This is a genomic window from Natrinema longum (assembly GCF_017352095.1).
Lineage (GTDB): Archaea > Halobacteriota > Halobacteria > Halobacteriales > Natrialbaceae > Natrinema > Natrinema longum.
This window is the reverse complement of sequence record NZ_CP071463.1, coordinates 3,161,879-3,179,071: the sequence shown is the minus strand read 5'-3', so window position 1 is coordinate 3,179,071 and position 17,193 is coordinate 3,161,879. Positions and strand designations below refer to the sequence as shown.

General features: G+C 66.2%; 17 protein-coding genes. 3 read left to right on the top strand and 14 right to left on the bottom strand.

The window, feature by feature from the left end; all coding sequences use genetic code 11:
• Nucleotides 1–8: 8 nt before the first annotated feature.
• Both J0X27_RS15665 and J0X27_RS15660 read left to right on the top strand, forming a co-directional pair.
• The gene (locus tag J0X27_RS15665; protein ID WP_207270076.1) at nucleotides 9–854 is read left to right on the top strand and encodes a hypothetical protein; all 846 of its coding nucleotides are present in this window, start codon (nucleotides 9–11) and stop codon (nucleotides 852–854) included.
• 262 nt (nucleotides 855–1,116) lie between these two features.
• Nucleotides 1,117–2,376: a hypothetical protein gene (locus J0X27_RS15660; RefSeq protein WP_207270075.1), complete on the top strand. Its 1,260-nt coding sequence runs from the start codon at nucleotides 1,117–1,119 to the stop codon at nucleotides 2,374–2,376.
• Nucleotides 2,377–2,502: 126 nt separating this feature from the next.
• On the opposite strand, the gene J0X27_RS15655 is transcribed toward J0X27_RS15660, so the two are convergent.
• The 10 genes from J0X27_RS15655 to J0X27_RS15610 form a co-directional block, all read right to left on the bottom strand.
• Nucleotides 2,503–2,928, bottom strand: a complete 426-nt coding sequence (locus tag J0X27_RS15655) for a hypothetical protein (RefSeq protein WP_207270074.1) — start codon at nucleotides 2,926–2,928, stop codon at nucleotides 2,503–2,505.
• 108 nt (nucleotides 2,929–3,036) lie between these two features.
• Nucleotides 3,037–3,801 carry an enoyl-CoA hydratase/isomerase family protein gene (locus J0X27_RS15650; RefSeq protein WP_207270073.1) on the bottom strand — a complete coding sequence of 255 codons (765 nt, stop codon included), beginning with the start codon at nucleotides 3,799–3,801 and terminating at the stop codon, nucleotides 3,037–3,039.
• 156 nt (nucleotides 3,802–3,957) lie between these two features.
• Nucleotides 3,958–4,626: a helix-turn-helix domain-containing protein gene (locus J0X27_RS15645; RefSeq protein WP_207270072.1), complete on the bottom strand. Its 669-nt coding sequence runs from the start codon at nucleotides 4,624–4,626 to the stop codon at nucleotides 3,958–3,960.
• A 144-nt stretch (nucleotides 4,627–4,770) separates the two neighbouring features.
• The gene (locus J0X27_RS15640) at nucleotides 4,771–5,610 is read right to left on the bottom strand and encodes an ABC transporter permease (protein WP_224214548.1); all 840 of its coding nucleotides are present in this window, start codon (nucleotides 5,608–5,610) and stop codon (nucleotides 4,771–4,773) included.
• Nucleotides 5,607–6,560 carry an extracellular solute-binding protein gene (locus J0X27_RS15635; RefSeq protein WP_207270071.1) on the bottom strand — a complete coding sequence of 318 codons (954 nt, stop codon included), beginning with the start codon at nucleotides 6,558–6,560 and terminating at the stop codon, nucleotides 5,607–5,609. Before J0X27_RS15635 ends, J0X27_RS15640 begins: the two co-directional genes overlap by 4 nt.
• A 198-nt stretch (nucleotides 6,561–6,758) precedes the next feature.
• Nucleotides 6,759–8,057 carry a glutamyl-tRNA reductase gene (hemA, locus tag J0X27_RS15630; RefSeq protein ID WP_207270070.1) on the bottom strand — a complete coding sequence of 433 codons (1,299 nt, stop codon included), beginning with the start codon at nucleotides 8,055–8,057 and terminating at the stop codon, nucleotides 6,759–6,761.
• 4 nt (nucleotides 8,058–8,061) lie between these two features.
• Nucleotides 8,062–9,282, bottom strand: coding sequence for a radical SAM/SPASM domain-containing protein (locus tag J0X27_RS15625; protein ID WP_207270069.1), 1,221 nt, complete (start codon nucleotides 9,280–9,282; stop codon nucleotides 8,062–8,064).
• On the bottom strand, nucleotides 9,279–10,421 hold the full coding sequence (locus J0X27_RS15620; protein ID WP_207270068.1) for a YncE family protein: 1,143 nt from the start codon (nucleotides 10,419–10,421) through the stop codon (nucleotides 9,279–9,281). Before J0X27_RS15620 ends, J0X27_RS15625 begins: the two co-directional genes overlap by 4 nt.
• Nucleotides 10,418–11,563 (bottom strand): cytochrome D1 domain-containing protein, encoded by a 1,146-nt coding sequence (locus J0X27_RS15615; protein ID WP_207270067.1) that lies wholly within the window; start codon nucleotides 11,561–11,563, stop codon nucleotides 10,418–10,420. The genes J0X27_RS15620 and J0X27_RS15615 overlap by 4 nt, the downstream gene beginning before the upstream one ends.
• Before the next feature lie 26 nt (nucleotides 11,564–11,589).
• The gene (locus tag J0X27_RS15610; RefSeq protein WP_207270066.1) at nucleotides 11,590–13,431 is read right to left on the bottom strand and encodes a cytochrome D1 domain-containing protein; all 1,842 of its coding nucleotides are present in this window, start codon (nucleotides 13,429–13,431) and stop codon (nucleotides 11,590–11,592) included.
• 255 nt (nucleotides 13,432–13,686) lie between these two features.
• On the opposite strand from J0X27_RS15610, the gene J0X27_RS15605 reads away from it, so the two are divergent.
• Entirely contained in the window at nucleotides 13,687–14,127 is a 441-nt protein-coding gene (locus J0X27_RS15605) for a hypothetical protein (protein WP_207270065.1), read from the top strand.
• A gap of 208 nt (nucleotides 14,128–14,335) precedes the next feature.
• Here J0X27_RS15605 and J0X27_RS15600 read toward each other — a convergent pair whose 3' ends face one another.
• The 4 genes from J0X27_RS15600 to J0X27_RS15585 form a co-directional block, all read right to left on the bottom strand.
• A complete protein-coding gene (locus J0X27_RS15600) occupies nucleotides 14,336–15,001 on the bottom strand; it encodes an MBL fold metallo-hydrolase (protein WP_207270064.1) in 666 nt (221 codons plus the stop codon).
• A 65-nt stretch (nucleotides 15,002–15,066) separates the two neighbouring features.
• The gene (locus J0X27_RS15595) at nucleotides 15,067–15,783 is read right to left on the bottom strand and encodes a YkgJ family cysteine cluster protein (protein ID WP_207270063.1); all 717 of its coding nucleotides are present in this window, start codon (nucleotides 15,781–15,783) and stop codon (nucleotides 15,067–15,069) included.
• Between the two features lie 29 nt (nucleotides 15,784–15,812).
• Complete coding sequence (locus tag J0X27_RS15590) at nucleotides 15,813–16,610, bottom strand: MBL fold metallo-hydrolase (RefSeq protein WP_207270062.1); 798 nt, start codon at nucleotides 16,608–16,610, stop codon at nucleotides 15,813–15,815.
• A gap of 131 nt (nucleotides 16,611–16,741) precedes the next feature.
• On the bottom strand, nucleotides 16,742–17,023 hold the full coding sequence (locus J0X27_RS15585; RefSeq protein WP_097379780.1) for a MarR family transcriptional regulator: 282 nt from the start codon (nucleotides 17,021–17,023) through the stop codon (nucleotides 16,742–16,744).
• Nucleotides 17,024–17,193: the final 170 nt, after the last annotated feature.

Genomic DNA, 17,193 nt, shown 5'->3' with positions numbered 1-17,193 from the left:
ACTGAGTTATGTACGGCGTCGTCACTCGGAACGCCGAAGAAGTACGGTGGCCGGAGTTCGACCGCGGGTTCTACGAAGTCAAAGACGTGACCGGCCGGTCCGCCGAACCGATCGCCGACGGGGTCAACATGATCTCCTGTTTCGGCGACAACGCCGCGGCCGACGCCGATCCGTCGCTGGTCCCCGTCGACGACATGGGCCGACCGGCCGATCGGGAGCGGTCGTACTTCGACTGGGCGTACATCTGTCCGACTCGAGTTGACTACCGGGAGGGACTGCTCGAGGTCATCGACGACTGCGTCGAAGAAAACGAGGACGTACGCCTCGACGACATCGGGTTTCCGCGCGCGGAATACTGTCGCTGTGGCGTCTGTGAGCAGGAGTTCGAAGCGAGCGGATACGACGACCGCATGGAATGGCGTGCGAGCGTCATCACCGACTTCGTCGCGGAGGCGGTCGAGCACATCCCCGGAACGGTCTACATGACCCTCTATCCCGATCCGTATCCCGGCCACCTCTACGAGCGCGCCGGCATCGACCTCGCGGCCATCGAGGAGTACGTCGACGAGTTCGTCGTCCCCCTCTACGACACCGCCTACGGGACGACCTACTGGCTCGAGACGATCGCAAAGGGATTCGAGAGCGCCCTCGAGACGCCGTTTAATATCGAATTGTACGCGGTAAACGTCGATGTCGACGACCTGATCCACGCGACCGAAGTCGCCGAGGAGTACGCCAACGGGGTCTTCTTCGGCTACGAGGCGAGCAACGGGCGCGCGGCGCTGCGCCGGATGCGGGCCGACGAACGGGAGGGTGTGACACACGGCGAACCGGCGTCCGACTCGGACGGCTGACCGCGGCCTCGGCCGTCGTCCGGTTCTCGGTTCGATGCCGGCTCCCCAAGCAGTAATTACGCTGTCGGACGCCGCGACAGCATCGATTACTCCGGGATGGGACGCCGGTATCGTCTCGCCAATTGACTGATGAGCGACAGCTCGTTACGGCGAATTGGTGACGTACTACCGACTGGAACCGACGACTCCCTTTATTTGCGTCTCGGTTGGGCTCAGTCGTAACCGAGGATCGACAGCGGCGACGGATCCTCAGGTGAGTGGTATGAGAGACCAGCAACGGCAGCAGTCCCGGAACACGGACAGGGACACGGAGCGGATGGCACAGTCGACGATGAACCAGGGTCAGCAGACGATAGAACAGCTGATCGACCTCCAGCGCAATATGGCCCGCATGACGCTGAGTGCACTCGAGTGGCAGGAAACTGCCCAGCGACAGGGCCTCGAAATGACGAAAACGATCCTCGAGAGCGCGCCGGGTTCGCAGTTCACCGAATCGATGGTCCAGAGCTATCTCCAGGGGATGGAGGCCGTCGTGCCGGAGATGGAGCGGGCGATGGAAAAGGGCATGCAGGCGGCCACACAGCCCCAGATGGAGGAGATGGGCTCGCAGCCGATCGGACAGGGTCGGGCCAGCGAAGCGGAACCACGCCGACACGAGACGGGCGGTCGGATGGCCGACCAGCAGATGCGGAGTCAGCAGGCCGGCGGACAGCAACTTGCCGGGGAACAGACCAGCACTGAGCGACCGAGCGACGTGCCACGGCCACAGCCGGGCGAGGGGCGTGCCTCGAGCGAGCGATCGCAGCCACAACGTTCCGCTGGGATCGGCGAGTGGGTCTCACCACGGGAGTACGGCGGCGAATCGGCGAGCGCCGCCGGCTTCCAGCAACGACCGATGACGGGAGTGCAGACACGCTCGGGACAGTCGGACACCACCCCTCAGGAGCGTCGGAGCCAGCAGGACAGGCTGGGTGGGTCCCAACGGAGTCGATCCGGCGGCCCGCCACAGGAGTCGGATCGAACACACACGACCGGCCAGTTCGAACAGCACGGGCAATACGTCCAGGAAGGGCGGCCGCAGCGTCACTCGCAGGAACCACAGCCACGGTCCGGGCAACGGGGACCCCAGAGCCAGCAGGGTGGCCAGCCTCGGGGCAGTGAACAGGGCGGACGCGCCAGCGAGTACGGACAACCGATGCAGGGACGGGAATCGTCTCAGCCACCGCAACGGGGGGCGTCATCGCAGCCACGGACGACCGGTCAGGGACGGGTTACGGACCAGTACTCACAGCGCATCGAGACGGAACACCGCGAGCAGGGAGGACGACCGACTGCACGGAGTCACCAGGAGGAGCGTGCACGGTCGGAAGCCCGAGATTCTCGAGAGGCTGGCGAGGAGCTACCCGAGGGCCGAAGTGGCGGTGAGATGGATCGGGCCGACGAGACGGGCGAAAGCGAGGACACGCACGGACTGTCCGAACTGGACCACAGCGACGAAAACGAGGAGCAAGAGGAGGACTGATCAGCCGGTCCGATCGACGATCCGCGTCGTTCCGCCGCTCGAGGCGGGACTCGATGCCGACTCGGGCCGTCGAACCGTCGCTCCTCGAACTCGATGCGGCGTCGCCGAAAGAGGTTCGAAACGGTGTTACCGGCTTCGGTCGTCGTCGCCGAGGAGGTCGTCGTCATCGTCGTCGCGGATCAGCCCCTCGTCGTCCGAGCCGCTAATATCGTCGTCGTCCCGGTCGATACCGCGATCCTGTCCCGTCCCGGAACCGGCCGTGCCGGTCCCGGTGTCCATCTCGCCGGTCCCGCCGGACGCGCCGACACCGGAGAGGTCACCCTCGAGGTGGATTTCGTCGTCGGTGACGCGACTGACCGCCTCTTCCTGAAGCGGGTAGGTATCGGCCCCGCTATCGCTCCAGCCGAGCGTTGCCTTGATCGAGTCCGTGATTCCGGGGTCCGGTTCGACGTGAGCCGTCCCGTGTTCGACGGCTGCGACCATTCCGACCTCGTCACCGCCGGCGTTGACGACGCGTTTGCCGACGTCGTCGTCGGTAAATTGTGGGGTCATTACAGTGTCATCGACGGTCGAGCCGCGCAAGGTCGTGGTGCTTGCGCGCGCTTGCGACCGGGCGGTCGGACTCGAGTCTCGGTGCCGAAACGGAGTCGGAGGAGGCGATTACTCGAACTCCGGCTCCCGGTCCTCGAGGAACGCAGTGACACCTTCCTCGTGGGCGTCCGACGTCCGGGCCTGTGCCTGCAGCAGGTTCTCGTAGTCGAGCGCGTCGTCCCAGGCGCGACCCATGTTCTCGTGCATGGCCTGTTTCATCATGCCGATTGTGGCCGTCGGGCCGCTGGCAAGTCCCGCGACGGTTTCGGCGACGCGATCGTCGAGTTCGTCGGCGGGGACCGACTCGTTGATCAACTCGAGGTCGGCCGCACGCTCGGCGTCGAAGAACTCGCCGGTGAACGCGAGTTGCTTTGCGGCCCGCAGTCCGACGATGTGCGGGAGGATGACGGTACCGCCGGTATCGGGAATCAGGCCCACTCTGACGAACGCACAGGAAAACGTCGCGTCGGCGGCGGCGTAGGCGATGTCCGCGAGCGCGACGATCGAGAGTCCGGCACCGATGGCGTCGCCGTTTACCTTCGCGACGATCGGAACCGGACACTCGAGCATCGCTTCGACGACGCGGCCGAAGGTTTCGGTGACCCGCTCGTAGGCTGCCTTCGAGGAGTCGGGCGTTTCCGCCATCGACTCGAGGTCGCCCCCGGCGCTGAACGCGTCGCCGTTGCCGGTGATGACGATCGCGTCGTACGCCTCGGGCGTGGCGGCTTCGATCTCGTCGGCTAGCTCGTCGGCCGTCTCCATCGTGAGCGCGTTGAGCGCAGCGGGTCGGTCGAACGCCAGTCGCAACACGCCGTCGTCGCTGTTGATCTCCATGCCGCAGGTGTTGGTCGGCCGGATATTAACTGTTGGAGACTTCCCCTCTGGAACAACGGTGTCGAGTTCGTTCAGTCGACCGATCGGCGATCAACGGACCGACCGGCGAAACCCATCGCTTCGACCGTCGGACGAACGCCGTTCCCTCGAGGGCACTCAGTTCGACGGGATCGGCGGTGCGGCGGTCTCTTCTTCGGTCACGTTGAGTTCGGACGTGACGAGTGCGCGGTAGGCCCGGCGCAGTCGCTCGGAGAGGGCCTGGTGGGAGATACCCAGTTCCTCGGACAGTTCCTGCATCGAGACCTCGCGGGGGATCTCGAAGTAGCCGTGATCGATCGCTGCGACCAGCGTTTCGTACTGGCGGGCCGTCAGCCCACACTGGGAGTGGCTCTCCTCGGCGAGATCGAAAAGCCGGACGATCGTCGGCGTGACGTCGTTGTCGTCGAGGCGGTCGTACAGCGAACTCACGCTCTCGCGGTCGACCACGCGGACGGTGAGCAGCCACGTGCCGTTCGACGCGGCGGCGCTCAGTACCGTCCCGCCTTCCTCGAGGGTGAGCTCGAACGGATCGACGGTGTCGGGTTCGAACTCGATATCGTACAGCCACCGGTCCTCGTCGCTGCTGATCCGGGAATACGTGCCGATCGCGGCGGCCTCGTCGAGGGCCGCTTCGATCTCCGAGCGCGAGGGCCCCGACAGCCAGAGCCCGTGGCCGCTCGAGGCGATTACCCGTTCCATTTCGCACGTCAGGGAGGGGACAGCCGCGAACAGCTCGCCCGTTCCGGTTCCGTCAGCCGGGATCTCGATGTCTGCGATGGATGTCATGAGTCTCACCCATGGATATGACGACGAACTCCATAACCCCACTTCCAAAGCACTTAGAACCGCTCAGAGCGAATTACACGCGTTTTGATGGGTTCGAGGGAGGAGACGACAAGCGCCACACGACGACGTATCATGCGGTCCGTCTCAGTGTTGCTTGGGCGTTCCGACCAGCAACTGGACGGCGACGACGACGATCACGGCGATCGCGAGCAAGGCGAGCGCGATGGGGACGATGGCGTCGATCCCACGAGCGATAAACGAGACGCGGATCTGAACGGGCATGGTCCGCGGTGAATACGCGACCATCATCGTCGCGCCGAACTCGCCGATCGCCCGGACGAACGTCAGTACGATCCCGGCGGCGATGGCGTTGCGCGCGAGCGGCAGCGACACCAGTCGTATCGTTCGCAGTGGCCCGTACCCCATCGTCCGCGCGGCTTCCTCGAGGCGGGGATCGACGCCGTCGAAGCCCGCGCGGGCGGTAACGACGAGAAACGGCGCGGCGACGAACGTCTGGGCGAGGACGACGCCGGCGTGGCTTCCCGTCAACGGCATCCCGAGCGCCACGGCGGCCGCGCCGATCGGCGTGTATCGACCGACGATGGTCAGCAACATCACGCCGCCGACGATCGGCGGGACGACGAGCGGGAGCAAGACGAGCGCTTCGACCAGCCGCTTGCCGCGAAACGAGCCCCGCGAGAGGACGTACGCCAGCGGGACGCCGAAGACGGTCGCGATGGTCGTCGAAACCGGGGCCGTCACCAGCGAGGTTCTGATCGCGTCCCGAATCGTCGGATCCGTGAGCCCGGCGACGAGATCGACCGCCCGCATTCGAAGCAGAAAGACGGCGACGGGGACGACGAAGTACGCGAGCAATACTGCGCCGAGTAGCGCCGGGACGGCCAGCCCCGTCGGGAGCCACTCGAAGCTAGCAGTAAAACGGGGACGATGGTCATCAGGGCCCTCAGGACTGGAGCTGCTCACGGCTTGATCGCCTCCGGCGGATCGCCGTGAAATCGCGGCAACGAGTCGTCGACGCGCAGTCCGGACTCGGTGAGCAGGTCGTCGTTCTCGAGGAGGAACGCGACGAACTCCCGTCCTGCCACGGGATCGTCCGCGTCGGTACGGACCGTCGCGTTGTAGACGACGGGCGATCCCTCGACAGTGTGGCCATCAGCGGTCGTGTAACTCGCCTGCGCGTACCGGTCGGCGGCGGCGGGCGCACCGAAGTTGTACGCGTCGGAGAGCCGGCGGACGGCGACCTCACGCTCGGCCGCCATATTGCTGTAGGCGACCGCACAGGCGCGATTCCCGCTCTCGACATCGGCGAGCAGTTGCGTCTCGTCGGGAACGTAAGCGACTGTGTCGGCCATCGCGTCGCGAAACCCGTCGAGCCCGTGTTCCCGTTCGGCGAGTTCGAAGAGGAGGAGCGCCCGATAGCCAAGCGGGTCGAGATCCGGATCACTGATCGCGATCGCCCCCTCGTCGGCGTCGCCGAAACACTCGTACCACGGGCGATCGGTCTCGAGACACGCCCCCAGCTCGGTCTCCGGTTCGTAGGCGATCACGACCTCGTTGGCCGCGAACGAGGCGTCCCAGTCGGCGTGGTCGGGGTAGAGTCGATCCCGCAGGAGTTCGATGTCGGCTCCGATCACGACGTCCGGATACTTCGTTCCGTCCTCGACCAGCCGCAACACCGCGTTGGTCCCGTGATATTCGCCCTCGTAGTGGACGTCGGACTCGGCTTCGAACGCCGGGCCGATCCGCTCTTCGAGGGCGATAGCAAGGCTGCCCGCAGCGAGCACCCGAACCCCGTCGGTGCTGCCGAGACAACCCGCAGTCCCGACGAGTCCCGCGGTGAGGCCGCCCGCACCAGCGAGTAACTCCCGACGGCTCCTCGAGGGACTCCGACCGCGACCGTCGTGGGTATCCATACCATCCCTTTCTATTCCTGGTATAAATATAACTGGTATTGGTTCCAGTATTGTGGGGAGTAAACCAGAAGTAGTTTCAATAGTCGACTTACGACAGCCGACGGTCGCTCGACCATAGCCCGTCGTGGCCGTCGAAGCGACTTCCTCGGTCGATTCGTCGCTGCAGCCGACGACGGTCCCGGAGACGCGGTCGCCGGCTCACGACTCCTCGAGGTCGGCGTCGAGATCGAAGAGTCGGTGTGTGGCCTCGATGATCGCATCGTCGCCGTCGCGTGCAGCCGTCCGAAGGCGTTCGGTCGGCGTCCCGAGGAGCGACCCGGTCAGCGCGCTGGCGAAGTCGTCCAAGACGGCCTCGGGGTCGTCCCCGTTCTCGAGGCGGGTCCGCGCCTGCTCGAGTTCGCGCTCACGAATCGTCGCCGCAGTGCGGTGGAGGCCCCGGAGCGTGTCCTCGGCGCGGTTCTCGCGTTCCCGATCGACGAACGACGCGACCGCGTCGGTCACCGCAGCTTCGACTGCCGGGATCGCGTCCCGCCGACCCGAGACGGCCGCCTCGATCCCGGCCTGGATTTCGTCGAGATCCATGACCGGAACGGCGGAGTGTCGAACCGCCTCGGCGACGTCCGGCGGGTTCGCCAGGTCGACGACGACCGTCTCGCGTTCGAGTTCCCGCATCGTTTCGGCGGTCACCACTGGGTCCGCCGCGCCCGTCGCCGTCACGACGGCGTCCGCGTCGGCTATCGCCGCTCCCAGCGACTCGAGCGGCCAGTATTTCCCGTCCGCCGTGACTATCTCCGGCGCGCTCGAGCGGTTGACGACGTCGACGCGACTCTCCCATCGATGCGTGGCTGCCTTCGCGACCGAGGTCGCCATCTCACCCGCGCCGACGACGACGAGGCGGTCCGGCACTCGGCCGCGAGCCTCGAGTCGCTCACAGGTCGCACTCCCGTAGCTGACCGTCCCCTCGTTGATGTCGGTCTCGTCGCGGCAGCGCCGTCCCACCGAGACGGCTGCGTCCGCCGTCCGCGTCACCACGCCGCCGGCGAGCCCCGCCTCGAGTGCCGTTTCGAACGTTCGACGGAGCTGTCCGAGGACGTGAGCCTCGCCGACGACGGTGCTCTCGAGTCCGCAGGCGACGCGGAACAGGTGGTCGACGACGTCGAGCCCCGTCTCCGTCCGCGCGCCGTCGGGATCGCCGAGCGCCTCGCGTGCGACGCGAAGCCCCTCGTCCCGATCCGCCGGCGTCCGAGTGCTGCAGTACGCCTCCACCCGGTTGCACGTCGAGAGGACGACCGCCTCAGTGACGCGGTCGTGTCCTGCGATCCGACGGGCAACCTCGAGCGGTTCGGCCGGCCGGATCGCTCCCAACTCGTCCGTCGAGTGCGTGGCGCAACTGACCCGGCAACACGCGAGCCGGCGGACGCTCTTTGGCATCGTCGCGACCGTCGCCGAGTCGAGGTCGGTTCTCGCGTCGGTGGGTGCCAAGTCGGGTGCGTGCATCTGTCTACTCAAGTACTACGGGCGCGTCGACCCGAGGCGTGTGTTCGGGCGGGAGTTCCGCCGTCCTGTACTCGGCGTCGGTGAGATAACACCGCGGATCCTCGGCCCAGAGGTCGTCGTAGACCGCGGCGGCGCGGGCACGGGAGTTGCCGCCACAGACCTCCTTCCACGGACAGCGGCCGCATTTCCCGTTCAGGTGGTCGGTCGGCTCGGCCAGCTCGGACCAGAGATCGCTTTCGGCGAGGATCTCGTCGAGGCACTGTTCGCGGACGTTCCCGAGCGTGTACTGCGAGAGGAACATGCTCGGGTGGACGTCGCCGCGGTGGTCGACGTTGACGACCTTCGGGCCGGCGTCGCCGTTCTTGACCACTCGACCGGGGCCGTCGTCGAACAGGAGTTCCCGAGCCCGTTCGGCGTGGGCCGGCATGTCCTCTCGAATCCGGTGGTAGAGGTAGACCGCGTCGGCGTAGTTGCCGGCAGTCAGGATCTGCATGTCGGGGTGGGTCTCGGCGAGCGTTTTGGTTCGCTCGTAGAGGTAGTCCACGATTTCACGCGTGCGCTCGAACGATAGGTCGGCGTCGGTGATGTCGCCGCCGCGTCCGGAGTAGATGAGGTGAAAGAGGTTGACGCGGTCGATCCCCTCCTCGACGGCGAGATCGATCACCGCGGGGACGTCGTCGACGGTTCCCTGGGTCATCGTACACCGGATCCCCGTCCCCATCCCGGCGTCACGGGCGTTGCGGAGTCCGTTGCGGGCTCGCTCGAAGGCCCCGTCGACGCCGCGGAACTCGTCGTTCGTCGCCCCGACGCCGTCCAGGGAGACGCCGACGTACTGCATCCCCGCGTCGGCCACGTCTCGGGCGCGTTCCTCGGTGAGGAAGGTCCCGTTGCTCGAGGCGATCGGACGCAATCCCCGTTCCGAGGCGTACCGGGTGAGTTCGGCGATGTCGTCGCGGAAGAACGGTTCCCCGCCGCTAAAGACGAGTACCGGCACGTTCACCGCGGCCAGCGAGTCGATGAAGGCCTTGGCCTCGGCGGTCGACAGCTCCTCGCTGTCGCGCTCGTCGCAGGCCCCGAAGTAGCAGTGCTTGCACCGCAGGTTGCACGCGGGGGTCGTATTCCAGACGACCAGCGGGACGAGGGCGTCGCTCGCGCGGCGCTTCTCGTAACGGATCTGTTCCGGTCGGTTGTCGAGTCCTCTGATGAGTCGTGTGAGATCGATCATTGGTCCACCTCCGGGCGGAAGATGCCGCTCGGTTTCTCCCCGAACCCGTCGATTCGGCGGCCGACTGCGACGTCCGCCGGACGATCGTCGGCAAGCGGTCGCGTGTCGAGCACCGCGAGGTCGGTCCGCTCCATGTTCCCGACGTAACACTCCTCGCCGTCGGGGCCGAAGACGACGTGGAGCGGTTCCCCGCCGATCTCGACGCGACCGGCGACGGACAGGTCGGTCAGGTTCAGGATCGTCACGAACTGCTCGTCGTAGGAGTCGACGATGGCGTAGCGGCCGTCCGGCCTCACGCCGGCGAAACCGGTCGTCGTTTCGACGTCGAGCAGCGTTTCGGTCGACGACGCCTCGCCCGCCGCGGCCGCCTCGAGATCGACGACGGCGACGCGGTCGTCCTCGCGGGCCGGGAACAGCCCGTACCGATACTCGGGCCCGTCCGCGACGGCGAAACCGTGCGGATTCGTCCCCGTCTCGGCGGTACAGCGGACCCGCTCGGCGGCCGCGTCGACGAAGGAGGCCGACGAGCCGCCGGCGTGGTTGACGACCAGGAGCCCGTCGTCGTCGAGTACGTACAGGTCGTGTGGCTCCGCGCCGACGGGGATCCGCGCCTCGACCTCGAGCCGGGGGTCCGCGCCGAGCACGGCGACTTCGTCCTCGATCTTCTGGCCCACGTAGAGGCGGTCGTCCGGGCCGATCCGCATGCCGGAACTCCGCGAGAGCGGCCGCGTGCCCGCAGGCTCGAGTCGGCCGTCCTCGTCGATATCGAACGCGATAACGCCCGGATCGGACGCCGTCGGCAGGTCGACCGCAGTCCCGACGAACAGCGAGTCGCCGCCGGGGCCCAGCGCGCTCCCGACGGGCATCGTTCCGAGCCGGTCGACGCGCTGGACGGTCTCCAGGCGCTCGAGGTCGAGGACTTCGAGATGGGCGCTGGCGATGTACAGCAGGTACGCGACCGGTGCGTCCGGATGGAACAGCGCCGTGTGCGGGTACCGTCCCTCGCCGACCGCTGCGAGGACCTCACCCTCGGAGAGGGCGACCGCGCTGAAGTGGCTGCTCGCGGCGTTCTTGACGATCGTCGGCGTGCGGGACGATCCTTCGGTCGCGACGGCTGCGCTATCGGTATCGAAAGTCATGGATATCTCCCTCTGTCGGTACGGAAACAGCCCGCAGGCCCGGCCCCGTCGGGCAAATCTATCTTCGTCACGATCGGATCGTGGGGGGAATCACCCGTCGAGCGGATCGCGTCGACATCGATGACGGTCACCGCGTCGCCGTCGACGCTCGGAACGTAACAGACCCGCCCGTCCGCGCTGAACTGCGGATGACGGGGCGTCGGGCCAGTTTCGACCCGCGCGACGATCTCGAGGGTCGCCGGCTCGAGGAACGTGACGCGGTCGTCGTCGTACGCGTCGACGGCGACCAGCGCCCCGTCGGGGGTCGCGTCGGTAAAGGCGGTGGCCGTTCCCAGCGGGACGTGTTCGACGGCCGTCGAATCGGTGTCGTCGCGTCGAACCGCGTTCACGTCGACTACCGTGACGCCGTCTCCGTCGGTGTTCCCGGCGAACCACCGATCGCTGGCCGGAACGGCCGTCCCCCCTCGCGGGTTCGGAACCGGAACCGAGCCGAGCACCGATGCCTCGAGTGCGTCCACGAACGTGACGCTTCCAGCGTCGACGTCGTTCACGCCCAGCAGTCCGTACGCCGGGTCGTACGCCAGGTCCTGGGGACCACCGGCGACCGCGAACCGGTCGCGCTCCGCGAACGGCGGCGTCCCCGAGATGCGGACGACCTCGTCGGCGTCTTTCAGCGCGACCCAGACGTCGTTCCGGACGTCGACCGTCAGCCCGGCGGCCTTCCCCGTCGGGAGTTCCGCGACCAGTTCGACCTGTTCGCCGTCCGTACGGAAGACGGCGAGTCCGGGCCGATCGTCCCCGGGAAGCCCTCCGTAGGTGCTGACGAACAGGTACCGTCCGGTCCGGGTCAGGACCGCTCCCACCGGCGCAGTGCCGACCGTCTCGACGCGGTCCGCGACGGAGAGCGTCCGGAGATCGACGACCTCGAGCGCGTTCGACGCCATGTAGGGGACGTACGCCCAGCGTCCGCCCGGGTGGGCTGCGAGCGCGTGAGGCTGGCGTCCCTCGCCGACTCGGCCGATCGGCTCGTGGCTATCCGCATCGATCACGGTAAACCCCGCTCCGCGGAGGTGCTTGACGAGCGCGAGCGGCCCCCGTGCGTGCCGGGTCGTTGCCGTCGTTTCGGTGTGGGTGTCGGACATGTGCCTGTGGGAACGGTCGGGTACGATCAGTGCCCCTCAGCGCGGACGCCGAGGAACTTCCCGGTCGGTGCCAGCAGATCCTCGATCTGGGTCAGCAGTTCGCCCGTGTTCGGATCGAACACGAGGATCGATTCGTTCTCGCCCATCCAGACGCTGATGTACACTTTCTCGCCGTCGCGGCTGAACTCGGGGTGGATCGCGGCGGCGGCACCCCACTGGCTGCAGTCGATCTCCTGGTCGACCTCGAGGGTCTCGGGATCGATCGTGTAGACGTAGGCGTCGTCCTCGCTGTCGGTGAGGATGACGTCGGCCCAGACGTAGTCGCTGTTCTCGTGTTTCCGGATGAACAGTCCCGAGCCCCTGACGTCGATCATCTGCTCGGCCTCCCAGGTCTCCGTGTTCCAGACGCCGACGCTCGGCGCGCCCGCGTGGGTGGTAAAGGCGAGGTCCTCGTCGGGGTAGAGCGCGCCGGGACCGGGGTGTGGCACCCCGTCCATCGGAATCGCGGCGACGTGGCTCCGTTCTTGCGTGTCGATGATGTCCATCTGGTTGTCCGTCTGCGAGGCGATCATGAAGTAGCGACCGTCGTCCGTGAAGAACCCGTCGTGGAGGGTTCGACCGCATTCGATGGTCGCCACGACCGGGAACTCCTCCTGCGTGTAGTCGATGAGCCACACTTCGCCGCCCTCCTTGAGTCCCGCGAGGAACAGCCCTTCGTGGGGAACGTCGTACAGCGAGCAGACCCGGCTCCCGAGGCTCTCGCCGTCGGGGTTGACGGTGTGGGTCGGGATCCGCTTGATCGGCTCCATCGTGTCTGCGTCGCAGATGACGAGGTGGTTCGGGTTGTAGAACCCGCCGATCACGTAGTTGCCGTCTCTGGAGACGGCGATGTCCCGGGCGTCCGTCCCGGCGTCGGCGACCGCGACCCGTTCGAAGTCGAACAGATCGATCTTGTACATCTCCCCCTGGCGCGATTGCGTATACACGTACGCACCCTCGCGTGTCTGCTCGGGCAGTTCGGGATGGAAGTCGTGAACGTGGATCGCCTTCCCCACGTTCTCGACCCGCTCCATGAGCTCGTCGTTGACCGTATCGATCATCGCGACCGAGGCGTTGTTGCGCTCGGTGACGACCATGATGTCCCGCAGATCGAGGTCGTGTTGGGGCTCCTGGGCCAGTTCGCTCTCTTCTTTGAGGACCTCGTGACGCTCTTTCAGCGTCTCCATGTCGGTGAAGTCGACCTTGTCGACGGACTCGCCCTCGGGAACGACGTACAGTTGGCCGTTCATCTGGGCGTGTCCGTCCCCACAGTAAATGTTACACTCGAAGTCGAAGGTCCCCTCTTCGTCGGTGACGAACGTGACCGAATCGATCACCTCGTCGTCCGTGTTCTCGGGCAGATTGACCGGCCCGACGTCGTATGGCTCCTCGAGATAGAACGTGTGGAATTTGAAGTCCGAGTTCTGCTCGAAGGTCGACTCCGTGAACTCGATGGTGAGTTCCGTGTTCGGAGCCACTCGGATCTCCTGGGGTTGGAACTCGTATTGATGTGCCGACAACTGAACGGTCTCGCTTTGCTGTGCGTCCGATGTCCCTTCGTTCGACGAGTCCCCATCCTCGTCGTCGTCCGTCGGCCCCGGCGAATCGTCGTCTTCGTTACTGGCACAGCCCGCGAGTGCTGCCGACGCCGCCACGATGCCGCTCGTCTTCAGGAACGTCCGACGACCCGGACTCGGGAGCCCCATCTCGAAGTGGAGCTCGTCGTCGAACTCCAGGTTCTTCGCGATCTCTCTCGAAGCGCTCAAGTGGCGCTTGATCCGTTCCTCGTGGTCCGCCATCGACTGGGCCGCTGACTCGGATTGTGACATTTCGGGCACCTCTACGGATGAGGCTCTGGACCATACACGTATAACCGGGCAGCAACGTTTCGAGTTCGTGAGAGGTCACGGGAAGATGTTCGTCGGGGGTTTTTTCCGTCGGTCCGACACGATATCCGTGGCTGCGAAATACCGCACCCTAACGAGCGCTACACCGATTTTTGCCGCCGAACCCGATCGGCAACAGTTCCCACCGCGTAGGATTCGGCGGTACAAACATTTATAAATGAATCGATACATATACACATGACGCCAGACAGTACGGAGTCGAAACCGCGAGGCGACCGGATGACGACTGACTTCTTCGACGACGTCCTGACCGAGTATCTCGAGGACGACCGCATCGAGGGCGGCGTCGTGAGACTCGACCTGGACGACGGGCAAACCCGTCGGTTCGTCATCGGCGACGACACCGAGTCGATGGATTCGTTCGAATACGTCCGTCGCGAACTCGAGGAAGTACAGCACCTGATCGCCGAAAACGAGGATCGCTTCGACCAGCCGGTCGAGTTCTCCGTCCCGGTCCGGGACGAGGAACAGGTCCTCGAGGAGGTCGAAGACGAAGGCGCGGTCACGACCTGGGTCAAGCCGGAGGGGTTCGGACTCCTGCTCGAACACCTCCACGCGATGGCCGGCGACGAGACGCTTGTGGAAACGACCGACGAAATGGACGCAACGACCGACTGAGATGCACCGAGCGGTACGACTCGGAGAGTCCCGTTCGGACCGCAATCGTCGTCTCTCGGGACCGACTCCGCGGTCGTCACGAGACCCGATACGAGCGAGTCGAGAGCCGAGGGAAGTGAGCGGTCGATAGAAACGCCACCGCGAACCGAATCGCTACGCGAACGGTGAGCGAGGAGTCCGGCGTCACGCCGGCCCTCGAGCCCGCTTCTCAGAACAGTTCGACGCGGATCCCGTCGTCTGCGAGGTCGTCGGCGAACGCCTCGGCGTCGGTCTCGATGGGCTCGAACGTATCGTAGTGCTCGGGGAGGACCAGATCGGGCTCGACGCTCCGCGCGAAGTCGGCCGCCTCGTGACGGTCCATCGTAAAGTGGCCGCCGATGGGTGGGACGAACACGTCCGCCGAGATCGACGCGTGGTGGGGGAGGAAGTCGGTATCCGACGGGACGAACACGGTCGTCCCCTCGAGAGTCACCACCAGTCCGATCACCTCGCCCTCGGCGTGGAACGGCGCTCCGTCCTCGTCGAGGTGGTCGCCGTCAGGGTCGTTGTATGCAGGCACCGTCCGGACGTCGAGCCCCGCAACGGTCGCCTCGCCCTCGTGGGGCAGGTCGATCACGTCGAACGCGAGGTCACCGGTGTCGACCGCCTCGTAGACGGCGACGGTCGCGTCCGGCCCCGCGACGGCCTCGATCGCGTCCGGATCGTAGTGGTCCATATCGTCGTGCGTGACGAACACGACGTCGCCGTCGCTCGGGTCGTCCGCGAGTACCTCACCCCACGGGTCGACGTAGATGACGAGGCCGTCGTCGGTCTCGAGACGAATGCTTGCGTGGCCGAGTCGTTCGAACGTGATTCCCTCGTAGTCGACGGACATGGCTACTCGAGTGGACGCTCCGGATCGGCTTTTGTGTACCGCACCCGCGATCGGTTGTCGTCCCGTCACTCCTCGCGGGGCGTCCCATCGATCCGTTTCGCACCCTCGGAGTCGTGGACGACCACCTCGCCGGGGTCGGGGTCGGCGGGTTCGTACTCGTCTCGAACCGCGATGGCTTCCTCGAGTTCCCGAACGGCGCGTTCCTTCAGCGCTCGCGCCAGTTCCCGGGCGTCCGCACGGGAGATGTCCCGACCGAGTCCCTCGCACTCGTGGGCGCGGACGATCCCCGCCTCGTCGCCGGCTTCGCCGGCTTCCCGTTGCGCTTCCAGCGCAACGCTGTCGACAGCCTCACCCATCGGCTGGCTGGTACCGGCGAGCGCGATGCTAAAGGGGTAGGTCCGACAGATCAGTGGGCGGTCCTCGTGGGCGGTACAGGCTCCCGTCCCCGACTCGTCCTCCTCGTAAAAGGTACAGTCGCCACAGCCGTCGGTCTGGAGCGCCCACTCGAAGGTCTCGCCCTCGAGCCCGTCGTCACCCTCCGAGAGCCCGTACGGCATGGGTCGAGCGACGTCGCGCCAGTCGTAGTCGCCGTCATAGCTCTCGCCCTCCTCGAGAGCGCGGACTTCGTCCGGAAACACCGTCGCGGTGTGGTCCTCCTCACCGTGGCCCCGACAGCAGGCCCCACAGCGGGTACACTCGAAGCCGATCGACTCGATCACGTCCGCGAGGTCGTCGACGGCGAGCTGGCGTGCCTCTTCGAGGTCGGCTTCGAGCGATTGCACACCACAACCTACGCGGCGACGCGGAAAAGTCAGTCGCCCTCGCCCGCGGTCGCCGTCGCGCGGTCACCGTCCCACGCCAGCGCTCCCTCGACGGCGAGTTTCTCGAGATGGGCGACCACCGTCGCCGTCGCGAGGTCACGAACGCCCGACAGATCCTTCTCGTAGGCCGCGTCGACGATCTCCTCGAGCGTCTCTGCACCCGCAGTGACTGCCTCGTTGACTCGTCGTTCGCGCTCGGCCCGGTGGGAGAGGAGTCGCTCGAGGGTCGCTCGCGGAGCGTCGATGTCGGGCCCGTGGCCCGGATAGAGCGCCGGCGGATCGATCGCCCAGAGGCGGCGCAACGTCGTCACGTACGCGCGCATGTCGCCCTCGGGTGCGCCGACGACGACGCTGCCCTCGCGGACGGCACAGTCACCACAGAGGATCGGGCCGTCGAGGCCGGCCTCGAGCGCGACGTGATCGGGCGCGTGGCCGGGCGCGTCGAGGATTCGAACGCGCTCGTCGCCGAGTCGGATCGCCGTCCCCGGCGCGAACGTCCGATCGGGCTCACACCCCGTCGCGTCGTGAAATCGGTCGCTTCGACCGTACCGGGCCCAGACGGTCGCACCGGTCTCCGCGGCGTAGGACTCGACGCCGCCGACGTGATCCGGGTGCGTGTGCGTGAGGAGGACGTGCTCGACGTTGCGCTCGGCAACCAGTCGGTCGAGCGCGTCGGTTCGGGCCGCCGGATCGACGAGGATCGCGGGATTCGCCCCGAGTAGATAGGCGTTCGTTTCGCCACTGGGGGCGCGTGTCGCAACTGGGACGGAGCGGGAAACGACGTCCATACCTCGACGTGACACCGAGGGAAAAAGTGTATGTCGGCAGCCGGTGGATGCCCCGTGATCGAATCGGACGCGTCAGCGACCGGTGTGACCTGCCCGCGTCGCGTACCCGACGGACTCGATTCGCTCTCGACTCAGTGTTTCAGGAAGTACACCTGCTTGCGCGCGTCCCGGAAACTGTATCGAGAGCCGACGAGGCCGACGTCCTCGAGGCGGTTGAGCGCGTAGCGAACGGTCCGGTCGGGGAGGAGCGATTCCTCGGCGAGTTGGCCCTGCGAGAGCGGCGAGTCGGTCTCGAGCACTTTCGCGACGAGCTTCGCACTCGGTGGCAGCTCACGGAGACGGTCGCGGTATTCGTCCTTCGAAAGGGTATCTTCGGCGGCAGCGGCACGATCCTCAGCTGTACTCATGCTCATACCTACTCGAGCGGAATCGCCGATGGTAAAGCTTCCCTATATGTGGATACGAATACTGTAGTTTGTATAAGGGGTATGAATGGTGTATTAACACATATGATCAAAAGGGCGCGTTCGCCGGGTCCCGGCGCGTGGATTGCGGAACGGTCGGGCGAATTCGCCAGCGACCC

Coding starts and splice junctions, on each gene's coding strand:
- J0X27_RS15600 (WP_207270064.1), bottom strand. CDS start 15,001: ATGTCCGTCGACTACGAGGGAATCACGTTCGAACGACTCGGCCACGCA.
- J0X27_RS15625 (WP_207270069.1), bottom strand. CDS start 9,282: ATGATCGATCTCACACGACTCATCAGAGGACTCGACAACCGACCGGAA.
- hemA (WP_207270070.1), bottom strand. CDS start 8,057: ATGCACGCACCCGACTTGGCACCCACCGACGCGAGAACCGACCTCGAC.
- J0X27_RS15660 (WP_207270075.1), top strand. CDS start 1,117: ATGAGAGACCAGCAACGGCAGCAGTCCCGGAACACGGACAGGGACACG.
- J0X27_RS15585 (WP_097379780.1), bottom strand. CDS start 17,023: ATGAGCATGAGTACAGCTGAGGATCGTGCCGCTGCCGCCGAAGATACC.
- J0X27_RS15615 (WP_207270067.1), bottom strand. CDS start 11,563: ATGTCCGACACCCACACCGAAACGACGGCAACGACCCGGCACGCACGG.
- J0X27_RS15620 (WP_207270068.1), bottom strand. CDS start 10,421: ATGACTTTCGATACCGATAGCGCAGCCGTCGCGACCGAAGGATCGTCC.
- J0X27_RS15605 (WP_207270065.1), top strand. CDS start 13,687: ATGACGCCAGACAGTACGGAGTCGAAACCGCGAGGCGACCGGATGACG.
- J0X27_RS15650 (WP_207270073.1), bottom strand. CDS start 3,801: ATGGAGATCAACAGCGACGACGGCGTGTTGCGACTGGCGTTCGACCGA.
- J0X27_RS15635 (WP_207270071.1), bottom strand. CDS start 6,560: ATGGATACCCACGACGGTCGCGGTCGGAGTCCCTCGAGGAGCCGTCGG.
- J0X27_RS15665 (WP_207270076.1), top strand. CDS start 9: ATGTACGGCGTCGTCACTCGGAACGCCGAAGAAGTACGGTGGCCGGAG.
- J0X27_RS15645 (WP_207270072.1), bottom strand. CDS start 4,626: ATGACATCCATCGCAGACATCGAGATCCCGGCTGACGGAACCGGAACG.
- J0X27_RS15655 (WP_207270074.1), bottom strand. CDS start 2,928: ATGACCCCACAATTTACCGACGACGACGTCGGCAAACGCGTCGTCAAC.
- J0X27_RS15610 (WP_207270066.1), bottom strand. CDS start 13,431: ATGTCACAATCCGAGTCAGCGGCCCAGTCGATGGCGGACCACGAGGAA.
- J0X27_RS15590 (WP_207270062.1), bottom strand. CDS start 16,610: ATGGACGTCGTTTCCCGCTCCGTCCCAGTTGCGACACGCGCCCCCAGT.